A 9620-nucleotide genomic window follows, 5' to 3' on the forward strand; every position below is an offset into this window, starting at 1 on the left:
GCCTCGGCCATCGCGGCCATGCCCGCGTCGTTCCGGTGCAGGTGGTCGCCGCTGTCGTAGTCGGCCCGCAGGCGCTCCGGGTCGGCCGGGTCGCGGGTCGCCCGGTCGAAGTCGATCACGCCGTCGTACTCGCCGCTCGTGCGGATCCAGTGGTTGACCTGTTGGCGGGCGGCCTCGTTCTCGGGGCTGTGGAAGCCGAGCGTGTCGCCCTTGAACGGCAGGATGGTGCCGCCGTGGATCCGCAGGCCGGCCGCGTGGGCGCGGGCGATCAGCTGGCGGTGGGCGCCGATGACGTCCTCCGCGCTCACCTTCTCCGACAGCGGCGCGCTGGTGCCGGGGTGGCCCAGGTCGTTGACGCCGAGCAGCACCACGACGTGGCCGACGCCCGGCTGGGCGAGCACGTCGCGGTCGAAGCGGCGCAGCGCGGAGTGCCCGAAGTAGTTCGCGTAGCCCTCGGCCGGGTGCCCGGCGGGCGGGTTCGGGTCGTGCAGCAGGCGGTTGCCCGAGATGCCCTGGTTGACCACGCCCAGGTCCCGCAGCTGCCGGTCCTGCCGGAACCGGCGGGCCAGCAGGTCCGGCCACCGCCGGTTGGCGCCGCGCGTGGTCTCCGCGCCGTCGGTGATGGAGTCGCCGAGCGCCACCACGGCCTCGCCGCGCCCGGACACGCTGACGCCGGTGAGGAAGTGCCACTTGCCCAGCACGGCGGTCGGCGTGAGGTCGCGGGCGCCGGTGACGTTGCCGGCCGCGACCCAGCCGTCCTGGTACGGGAACGCGTGCACGGTGTTGCCGCGCGTCCGCTCCGGCAGGTGGATGCTCACCACCAGGTCGGAGTCCGCCCGCACGGGCAGCGCGACCGGGTCGCTGAGCAGCGGCGCGCCGGCCGGGACGGTGGCCGAGGCGCGCCCGCCGAACGTCAGCCGGCGGTCGGTGCCCGGCTCGATCGCGGACCCGCCGCCCGCCCGCCGCGCCACCCGCGCCTCCCCGATGACCAGGGGCTCGGCGCCGAACTCGTTGGACAGCCGCACGCGCACGCTGTTGCCGCCGACCGACAGGTGGACGACCTGCCGCAGCGTCTGGTCCTCGAAGGACGTGGTGTCGGAGGCCGGGACGGTGGTCGGCGAGGTGCCCCACGTCGCGACCCACGACAGCGACCCGTGCGAGGACGCGGTCGCCGGGAAGGGCACCAGGAGCAGCAGGGCGACCAGCAGGGCCTTCCAGTGGCGCTTCACCGGCGTCACCGCTTCGCGGGCAGGTCGAAGCGCCAGCCCTCGGCGCGCAGCTCGGGGATGATCCGGTCGACGGCGTCCACCGTCTGCCCCCGGTCGTTCGGCCCGTCGTGCAGGAGGACCACGGCGCCGGGCGTGATGCCCTCGCGCAGCCGCTTGACCAGCTCGTCGGTGCCCGGCGGCTCCCAGTCCGCGATGGTCAGCTTCCAGCCGAGCGACTTCATGCCCAGCTTCGCGGCGACGGCCGGCGACTGCCCCCAGGAGCCGTAGGGCGCGCGGAAGTAGCGGATCGGCGGCGCCCACGGCACGGCGCGGCGGATGGCCGCGCTGGTCTGCCTGAGGTCGGCCTCGATCTGCTCGGGCGTCCACGTGGCCAGGTCGTCGTGGTGCATGGTGTGGTTGCACAGCACGTGCCCGTTCGCCACGATCGAGCGGACGATCCCCGGGTGCTGCTCGACGTAGTCGCCCCACAGGCAGAAGGTCGCCTTCACGTGGTGCTTGCGCAGCACCCGCAGCAGGCGCGGGGTGTCCTCCGGGTTGGGGCCGTCGTCGAAGGTGAGCGCGACGGTGCGACCGCCGTGGCGCGTCGAGTCGATGATCTCGGTCTCGCCCGCCTCGCCCGCCTGGGCGGTGCCGGCGGCCAGGCCGAGGACCAGGCCGGTGGTCAGGACGACCGCTCTCCACCGCATGGGGGCAACCTCTTTTCGTTCGGACACCGCAGCGGGCGGCACCACTATCCGATCAGGTGCTCCCTTCAGCCATACGTTTCGCGGATGTTTCGAGTCTCAACTGGAGGCCGGGTCCTGCTCGGCCAGCGTTCGCCGGGCGACGGCGAAGGCGGCGTTGGCGCGGGGCACACCCGCGTACACCGCGGTGTGCAGCAGCACCTCGCCGATCTCGTCCGGGGTCAGGCCGTTGCGGACCGCCGCGCGCACGTGCAGGGCCAGCTCCTCGTGGCAGCCCAGGGCGGTGAGCAGGGCCAGGGTGAGGCAGCTGCGCGTGCGGCGGTCCAGGCCGTCGCGCGCCCACACCGAACCCCAGGCGGCTTCGGTGATGTAGTCCTGGAACGGCCGGGTGAAGTCGGTCGCGGCCGCGGTGGCGCGGTCGACGTGGGCGTCGCCGAGCACCTCGCGGCGCACCTTCATGCCCTGTTCGTGCCGTGCGTTCACGGGTTCCCCTCCAGGTGGCGCAGCACCTCGGCGGTGAAGCGCTCGGGTTGTTCGACGTTGCCCAGGTGGGCCGCGCCGGCCACCACCTCCAGCCGCGCGCCCGGGACGGCGCGGGCGATGCGCTCGCCGTGCTCCGGCGGGGTGGCGGGGTCCTCGGCGCCGGACAGGACCAGCGTGGGCGCGGTGATGCGCGGCAGCACCTCGGTCAGGCGCATGGTGGCGATGGCCTCGCAGCAGGACGCGTAACCCTCGGCGGGCGTGGCGGCGACCACGTCCCGGTAGCGCGCCACGCCCGCCGGGTCGGCGGCCCGCAGGCCCGGGGTGAACCAGCGCGCCACCACGGCGTCGGCGACGGCGCCGGTGCCGCCCGCGCGCACGGCGGCGGCCCTCTCCACCCAGCCCTCGGGCGGTCCCGGCGCGGCGGAGGTGCAGCACAGCACGAGGCCGGCGACGCGGTCGGCGTGGTGCGCGGCCAGCCACATGCCGACCATGCCGCCCAGCGACAGGCCCACCCAGTGCGCGCGCCGCGCGCCGAGCCGGTCGAGCAGGGCGAGCGCGTCGTCGGCGAGGTCGGCCAGGCGGTAGGGGCCGGGCGGCACCGGTGACGCGCCGTGGCCGCGGTGGTCGTAGCGCACCACCCGGAACCCGGCGTCCGCCAGGGGCCGCACCTGCGGCTCCCACGTGCTCAGGTCGCTGCCCAGGGAGCCGGACAGCACGACCACGGGCCCGTCGGGCGGCCCGTGCTCGACGTGGTGGACTTCGATCACCGGTCCGCCTCCCGGGAGGTGAGCACGCGTGCGACGAACAGCTCCGCGCTGCCCGTCCCGGTGGCCGGGTCGAGCAGGCGGGCGAGGTGGGCGCGGTCGAGGTGGGCGCCGACGAGCGGGTCACCGGCCAGGACGTCGACCAGCGACGCGCCCCCGGCGCCCGGTCCGGGGAAGCGGCGGCAGCACGCCGTCACCGCGTCGTGGGCGTCGAGCCGGCCGACACCGGAGTCCACCAGCGCGGCGGTGACCCGCTCGGCCAGCAGCAGCCCCCCGGTCAGGTCCAGGTTGGCGCGCATCCGGTCCGGGTCCACGCGCAGCCGCTCCAGGCACGTGCGCAGCCACCTCGCCGCCGAACCCGCGCACCGCAGCAACTCCGTCAGCGGCCGCCACTCGGCGTGCCAGGAACCCGCGGCGCGCTGGTGCTCGTGGGCGGCGTTGGCCAGCAGCGTGGCGACCAGGCCGGGCGACTGGGCCGCGGCGGCGGACGCGGCGACCGCGGCCACCGGGTTGCGCTTGTGCGGCAGGGTGGACGACCCGCCCGTCCCCTCCGGCCCCTGCTCGACCACCTCGGCGACCTCGGTCTGGGCCAGCAGCACCACGTCGCCGGCGGTCTTGGCGACGGCCGCGCACACCGCGGCGAGCGCGCCGGCCACCTCGCCGACGCGGCCCCGCTCGGTGTGCCACGGCAGCACCGGTTCGGCCAGGTCGAGCCGCCGGGCCAGGGCGGCGAGCACGGCCGGGCCGCGGTCGCCCAGCGCGGCCAGGGTGCCCGCCGCGCCGCCGTACTGCACGGCGAGCCGCGGCCCGAGCGCGCGCAGCCGACCGGCGGCGGCGTCGAGGCCGGACAGCCACCCGGCGGCGGTGAACCCGAAGGTCACCGGCAGCGCCTGCTGGAGCAGGGTGCGCCCCGCCTGCGGGGTCGCGGCGTGCTCGGCCGCCAGCCGCGCCAGCAGGTCGCCGCACGCCGCCAGGTCGGCCAGCACGGCGTCCACCGCCCGCCTGGTGACCAGGACGGCGGCGGTGTCCACCACGTCCTGGCTGGTGGCGCCCTGGTGGACGTGACCGGCGGCCGGTCCGCCGACGCGCGCGGTGAGGGCGCGCACCAGCGGACCGGCCGGGTTGCCGATGCCCGCGGCCCGCGCGCCGATCCCGGCGGCGGAGTAGTGCTCGGCGCGGCACTGCGCGGCGATGGCCTCGGCGTGCCCGACCGGGATCACGCCGACCTCGGCCTGGGCGAGGGCGAGCGCCGCCTCGAAGTCCAGCATGGCCTGGAGCCACGCGGTGTCGCCCACGAGGTCGCGCACCGGGCCCGCCGCGAGGACGCCGTCGAACAGCTCAGACATCGAAGAACACGGTCTCCCCGTCGCCCTGCAACCGCACGTCGAACCGGTAGCCGTCGTCCGCGCGGGCGGCGATCAGGGTGTGCCTGCGGTCGGCGGGCACGACCCGCAGCACCGGGTCGGCGGCGTGCGCGTCGGCGTGCTCGGGGAAGTAGACGCGGGTGACCGTGCGGTGCAGCATGCCGCGGGCGAACACCGACACGTCGATGTGCGGCGCCTGCGGCGCGCCGTCCGGTCCGGGGACCGGGCCGGGCACGACGGTGTGGACGGCGTAGCCGCCGTCGCGGGTGTCGGACCGGCCGAAGCCGCGCCAGCCCGGCGCCGGGCCGCGCGGGTCGTCGGGGTGGTCGAACCGGCCGTCGGGGTCGGCCTGCCAGGTCTCGACGAGGGCGTCGGTGACCGGCTCGCCCGCGCCGTCGAGCACCCGTCCGCGCAACCACACCGCGCCGGGCGTGCCCTCGGGCACCACGTGCGGGCCGTCGTCCCAGAGCAGTCCGATGTGGAGGAACGGGCCGACCGTCTGCGACGGCGTGGTGGGCGGGGCGGCGCCGGCGGGGTCAGTGCTCGTCATCCTCGTCCTCCTCCTCGAACGGGGTGGCGGCCGAGCCGCGCAGCACGATGTCGAACTCGAAGGCGAGCGCCCACTCCGGGCGGGTGCGGGACAGGTCGAAGCGGGAGACCATGCGGCGCCGGGCGGCCTCGGGCACGGAGTTGTAGATCGGGTCCTGGCCGAACAGCGGGTCGTCCGGGAAGTACATCTGCGTGACCAGCCGCTGGGTGAAAGAGCGGCCGAACAGCGAGAAGTGGATGTGGGCGGGCCGCCAGGCGTTGTCGTGGTTGCGCCACGGGTAGGCGCCGGGCTTGACGGTGACGAACTCGTAGCGCCCCAGCGCGTCGGTGACGGTGCGGCCGACGCCGTCGAAGTTGGGGTCCAGCGGCGCGGGCCACCGGTCGCCGGTGTGCCGGTAGCGGCCGCTCGCGTTGGCCTGCCAGATCTCCACCAGCGAGTCGGGCACCGGGCGGCCGTCACCGTCCAGGACGGGGACGAACACGACGATCCGCTGCCCGATCGGCTCGCCGGCGTGCTGCCGGGTCAGGTCGTGGTCCAGCTCCCCGACCCGGCCCGGTCCCAGCAGCGGCCCGGTGACCTCGGTGAGCAGGTGCGGCAGCAGCACCAGCGGCTGCCGGGGGTGCCGCAGCGAGGTGGACCGGTAGCCCGGCGAGTCCAGCGGCGGGTGGCTGTCGTGGTCGCGGCGGTAGCTCGGCAGCGCGAGCCGCGACGGCGCGGCCGGCCGTTCTGCCCGGGTCATGAGGCCTCCTTCAGGGCGCGCAACGCGGCCAGCTCCTCGTCGGTCGGCGCGGGGTTGACCACCAGGTCGGGCGAGACGGCCAGGTCCCAGCCGGTGGCCGCGCGGACCCGGTCGACCTCGACGCCGGGGTGCAGGGCGGTCAGCACCAGCTCGCGCGTCACCGGGTCGGGGCGCAGCTCGCCGAGGTCGGTGACCACCAGCGTCGGTCCCCGGCCGGGCAGGCCGAGGGCTTCCCGCTCGCCGGGGCCGCGGCCGTGGCCGAAGGAGGTGACGAAGTCGACCCGGTCGACGAACGACCGCCTGCTCTGCCGCACCACCACGAACACCTCGCGGCACGACGCGGCGATCTCCGGCGCGCCGCCCGCGCCCGGCAGCCGCACCGCCGGGTTCCCGTAGTCGCCGCCGATGACGGTGGTGTTGATGTTGCCGAAGCGGTCCAGCTGCGCCGCGCCGAGGAAACCGACGTCGATGCGGCCGGGCTGGAGCCAGTAGTTGAACACCTCGGGCACGCTCACCACGGCGTCGGCGGTCTCGGCCAGGACGCCGTCGCCGATGGAGGCGGGCAGCCGGTCCGGCTTCGAGCCCAGCGCGCCGGACTCGTAGACCAGCACCAGGTCCGGCGCGTGGGTGCGGCGGGCCAGGTTGGCCGCGGTGGAGGGCAGGCCGATGCCGACGAACACGCGCTGCCCGCCGACCAGCGCCCGCGCGGCGGCCACGGACATCATCTCGTCGGAGGTGTGACCGCTCACGACGCCACCCCCTCGGTGCGGGTGCCCTCGATCCCGGCGAGCCACTCGCCGAACCGGTCGCGGTCGCGGCTGATCGCGTCCCACGCGGCGTAGTAGTCGTTGTCCCGCTCGGAGTAGCCCTGCGCGTAGGACGGGTGCGCGCCGCCGGGCACCTCCGCCACCCGCGTCACGGCCCAGGACGGCAGCACGACCGCGCCCGGCACGGGCGTCAGCTCGTCGACCACCTCCTCGACGGTGACCAGGCTCCGCGCCGCGGCCAGCACGGCTTCCTTCTGCACCCCCAGCAGGCCCCACAGCTGCACGTTGCCCGCCCGGTCGGCGCGCTGCGCGTGGATGATCGCGACGTCGGGGTTGACCGCGGGCACGGCGGTCAGCCGCTCGCCGGTGAACGGGCAGGTGATGGGCTTGATGCTCGCGGTGACGCCGGCCAGGTCCGTGCCGGTGTAACCGCGCAGCACCGCGAACGGCAGGCCCGAGGCGCCCGCCACGTAGCGGTTGGCCATGCCCGCGTGGCTGTGCTCCTCCAGCTCCAGCGGCGCGGGCCAGCCGTTCTCCACCGCGTCCCGGAACCGGTGCAGCGACCCCACACCGGGGTTGCCGCCCCACGAGAAGACGAGCTTGCGCGCGCAGCCCGCGCCGATGAGCTGGTCGTAGACGATGTCGGGCGTCATCCGGACCAGGGTCAGGTCGCGCCTGCCCTGCCTGATGACCTCGTGCCCGGCGGCGACGGGGATCAGGTGCGTGAACCCCTCCAGGGCCACCACGTCTCCGTCGTGCACCAGCTCGGCCACCGCCTCGGCCAGCGTTCCGATCAGGGCCACTCCGCCCCTCCCCCTCGTCGTCCTCCGGTCGTTCACGGCTCGATCGGCCAGCCGGTGTAGGCCTCGGCCAGGTGGGTGGCCGCGGCCGTGCTGCCGGCGACCAGCTCCAGCTCGCCCAGCTGCCGCTTGAGGTCGAACGGCGAGCCGTCCGGGTCCCGGTGCAGCATCGAGGTCATCCACCAAGAGAAGTGCTGCGCCCGCCACACCCGGCGCGCGGCGGTCGGCCCGTAGGCGTCCAGCGGTTCGGTGTCGCCGGTGGCGAAGAAGCGCTCCAGCGCGCGGGCCAGCACCACCACGTCGGCCACCGCCAGGTTGAGCCCCTTGGCGCCGGTCGGCGGCACGACGTGCGCGGCGTCCCCGGCCAGGAACAGCCTGCCGTGCCGCATCGGCTCGCACACGTAGCTGCGCATGGCGATGACGCTCTTGTCGAAGATGCGGCCCTCGTTGAGGGTGAAGCCGTCCTCGCCCGCGACCCGGGCGTTCAGCTCGGCCCAGATCCGGTCGTCGTCCCAGTCCTGCGGGCGCTCGTCGGGCGCGCACTGGAAGTACATCCGCTGCACGTCCGGGGTCCGGGTGCTGATCAGCGCGAACCCGCGCCCGGAGTGGGCGTAGACCAGTTCCGGCGCCGAGCGCGGCGCCTCGGCCAGGATGCCGAACCAGCCGAACGGGTAGGTGCGGAAGTAGTCGGTGCGCTCCCCCTCGGGCACGGTGCGCCTGCTGACGCCCGCCGAGCCGTCGCAGCCGGCGATCACGTCGCACCGCAGCCGCACGGCCGTGCCGTCGGCGTCGGTGAAGGAGATGACCGGTTCGTCGGAGGTCACGTCGTGCAGCGCCACGTCCCGCGCGCCGAACCGGATGTCCGCGCCGGCCCCGAGCCGGGCGGCGATCAGGTCCTTGAGCACCTCGTGCTGCGGGTAGAGCCACACCGCCCGCCCGGTCAGGCCGGTGAAGTCGATCCGGTGGCCACGCCCGTCGAACCGCAGCTCGACGCCCTCGTGCCGGGCGCCCTCGGCCAGCGCCCGCGCGCCCACGCCCAGGTCGGTCAGCAGCTCCACCGTGCCCTGCTCCAGCACCCCGGCCCGGATGGTCCGCTCGATCTCCTCGCGGCCGCGCGCCTCCACGATCACCGAGTCGATGCCGCGCTCGGCCAGCAGCAGGGACAGCACCAGGCCGGCCGGACCGGCGCCGACGATTCCGACTCGGGTTCGCATGCCCTAGAGCCAAGAGCCGCGCGCCGCCGGCCGCCAGGAAGTTCTTCCGGCCAGTGGAAGACCGGGCAGATCCCGCCCCGATGCCGCAGCTAGGGTCATTCCGAACGGTGTTCACGCGGTGCGCCGACAACGGTGTACCCGCGGCGGTGTGCCCGCGGCGGTGTGCCCGCGGCGGTGTGCCCGCGGCGGTGTGCCCGCGGCGGTGTGCCCGCGGCGGCGACGCCGGTGCGGTGGCGCGGCAGGACGAGGAGGCCAGCATGGCGGTCCGCGACGGTGCTCCCGGGCGCTCGGTGACCGGGCGGGCGCTGGCCCTGCTCGCCGCGTTCGACGCGGCGCACCCGAGGCTGACCATCACCGAGCTGGCCCGCCGCGCCCACCTGCCCCTGGCCACCGCCCACCGGCTGGCCGCCGAGCTGTCGTCCTGGCAGGCCCTGGACCGCGGCGCGGACGGCCGCTACAGCATCGGGTTGCGGCTGTGGGAGACCGCGGCACTGGCCCCGGTGTCCGGCAGGCTGCGCGAGACCGCGCTGCCGTTCATGCAGGACCTGTACGAGGCCACCAGGGAGAACATCCACCTCGCCGTCCGCGACGGCTACGACGCCCTGTACGTGGAGAAGCTGTGCGGCCACCGCTCGGTGCCGCTGGTCTCGCGCACCGGCTCGCGGCTGCCGCTGCACCCGACCGGGGTCGGCAAGGCGCTGCTCGCGCGGGCCGACCCCGAATTCGTGCGCGAGTACGTCGAACGCCCCCTGGCCCGCTTCACCCCGTACACCATCACCCAGCGCGGGCGGCTGCTGCGCGAGGTCCACGCCACCGCGTCCCGCGGTTACGCGCTGACCAGCGAGGAGATGACGCTCGGGTCGTGCTCGGTGGCGGTGGCCATCCCGGGCGGCGGCGCCGGGCCGGCCGGCGCGCTGGGCATCGTGGTGCGCTCGGTGCGCACCGACCTCCAGCGCCTGGTGCCGGACCTGCGGGCCGCCGCCGAGGGCATCGCGCGCCGGCTGGCCGAGACCGCGGACGCCGGGGC

11 protein-coding genes are annotated in these 9620 nt (G+C 75.6%); 1 reads left to right on the forward strand and 10 read right to left on the reverse strand.

Going from position 1 to position 9620, the window contains the following annotated elements:
* From ACFV4N_RS33215 to ACFV4N_RS33260, 10 genes are all read right to left on the reverse strand, one after another.
* A partial coding sequence (locus ACFV4N_RS33215; protein ID WP_499676608.1) for an SGNH/GDSL hydrolase family protein occupies positions 1-1229 on the reverse strand: 1229 nt, incomplete at its 3' end.
* A 5-nt stretch (positions 1230-1234) separates the two neighbouring features.
* Positions 1235-1915, reverse strand: a complete 681-nt coding sequence (locus ACFV4N_RS33220; protein WP_499676609.1) for a polysaccharide deacetylase family protein — start codon at positions 1913-1915, stop codon at positions 1235-1237.
* Between the two features lie 96 nt (positions 1916-2011).
* The gene (pcaC, locus tag ACFV4N_RS33225; RefSeq protein ID WP_499676610.1) at positions 2012-2395 is read right to left on the reverse strand and encodes a 4-carboxymuconolactone decarboxylase; all 384 of its coding nucleotides are present in this window, start codon (positions 2393-2395) and stop codon (positions 2012-2014) included.
* Positions 2392-3159 (reverse strand): 3-oxoadipate enol-lactonase, encoded by a 768-nt coding sequence (pcaD, locus tag ACFV4N_RS33230; protein WP_499676618.1) that lies wholly within the window; start codon positions 3157-3159, stop codon positions 2392-2394. The genes pcaC and pcaD overlap by 4 nt, the downstream gene beginning before the upstream one ends.
* Positions 3159-4505 carry a 3-carboxy-cis,cis-muconate cycloisomerase gene (gene pcaB / locus ACFV4N_RS33235; protein WP_499676611.1) on the reverse strand — a complete coding sequence of 449 codons (1347 nt, stop codon included), beginning with the start codon at positions 4503-4505 and terminating at the stop codon, positions 3159-3161. Before pcaB ends, pcaD begins: the two co-directional genes overlap by 1 nt.
* Complete coding sequence (pcaG, locus tag ACFV4N_RS33240; protein ID WP_499676612.1) at positions 4498-5073, reverse strand: protocatechuate 3,4-dioxygenase subunit alpha; 576 nt, start codon at positions 5071-5073, stop codon at positions 4498-4500. The genes pcaB and pcaG overlap by 8 nt, the downstream gene beginning before the upstream one ends.
* A complete protein-coding gene (gene pcaH / locus ACFV4N_RS33245; RefSeq protein WP_499676613.1) occupies positions 5060-5812 on the reverse strand; it encodes a protocatechuate 3,4-dioxygenase subunit beta in 753 nt (250 codons plus the stop codon). The genes pcaG and pcaH overlap by 14 nt, the downstream gene beginning before the upstream one ends.
* On the reverse strand, positions 5809-6537 hold the full coding sequence (locus ACFV4N_RS33250; RefSeq protein ID WP_499676619.1) for a CoA-transferase subunit beta: 729 nt from the start codon (positions 6535-6537) through the stop codon (positions 5809-5811). Before ACFV4N_RS33250 ends, pcaH begins: the two co-directional genes overlap by 4 nt.
* Before the next feature lie 20 nt (positions 6538-6557).
* Complete coding sequence (locus ACFV4N_RS33255) at positions 6558-7382, reverse strand: CoA transferase subunit A (RefSeq protein ID WP_499676614.1); 825 nt, start codon at positions 7380-7382, stop codon at positions 6558-6560.
* Between the two features lie 32 nt (positions 7383-7414).
* Positions 7415-8593, reverse strand: a complete 1179-nt coding sequence (locus ACFV4N_RS33260; RefSeq protein ID WP_499676615.1) for a 4-hydroxybenzoate 3-monooxygenase — start codon at positions 8591-8593, stop codon at positions 7415-7417.
* 257 nt (positions 8594-8850) lie between these two features.
* Here ACFV4N_RS33260 and ACFV4N_RS33265 point away from each other — a divergent pair.
* The coding region (locus ACFV4N_RS33265) for an IclR family transcriptional regulator (RefSeq protein ID WP_499676616.1) at positions 8851-9620 on the forward strand (770 nt) is incomplete at its 3' end.

The sequence above is a fragment of the Actinosynnema sp. NPDC059797 genome (assembly GCF_042732085.1).
GTDB lineage: Bacteria > Actinomycetota > Actinomycetes > Mycobacteriales > Pseudonocardiaceae > Actinosynnema.

Coding starts and splice junctions, on each gene's coding strand:
- ACFV4N_RS33220 (WP_499676609.1), bottom strand. CDS start 1,915: ATGCGGTGGAGAGCGGTCGTCCTGACCACCGGCCTGGTCCTCGGCCTG.
- pcaB (WP_499676611.1), bottom strand. CDS start 4,505: ATGTCTGAGCTGTTCGACGGCGTCCTCGCGGCGGGCCCGGTGCGCGAC.
- pcaG (WP_499676612.1), bottom strand. CDS start 5,073: ATGACGAGCACTGACCCCGCCGGCGCCGCCCCGCCCACCACGCCGTCG.
- pcaH (WP_499676613.1), bottom strand. CDS start 5,812: ATGACCCGGGCAGAACGGCCGGCCGCGCCGTCGCGGCTCGCGCTGCCG.
- ACFV4N_RS33250 (WP_499676619.1), bottom strand. CDS start 6,537: ATGATGTCCGTGGCCGCCGCGCGGGCGCTGGTCGGCGGGCAGCGCGTG.
- ACFV4N_RS33260 (WP_499676615.1), bottom strand. CDS start 8,593: ATGCGAACCCGAGTCGGAATCGTCGGCGCCGGTCCGGCCGGCCTGGTG.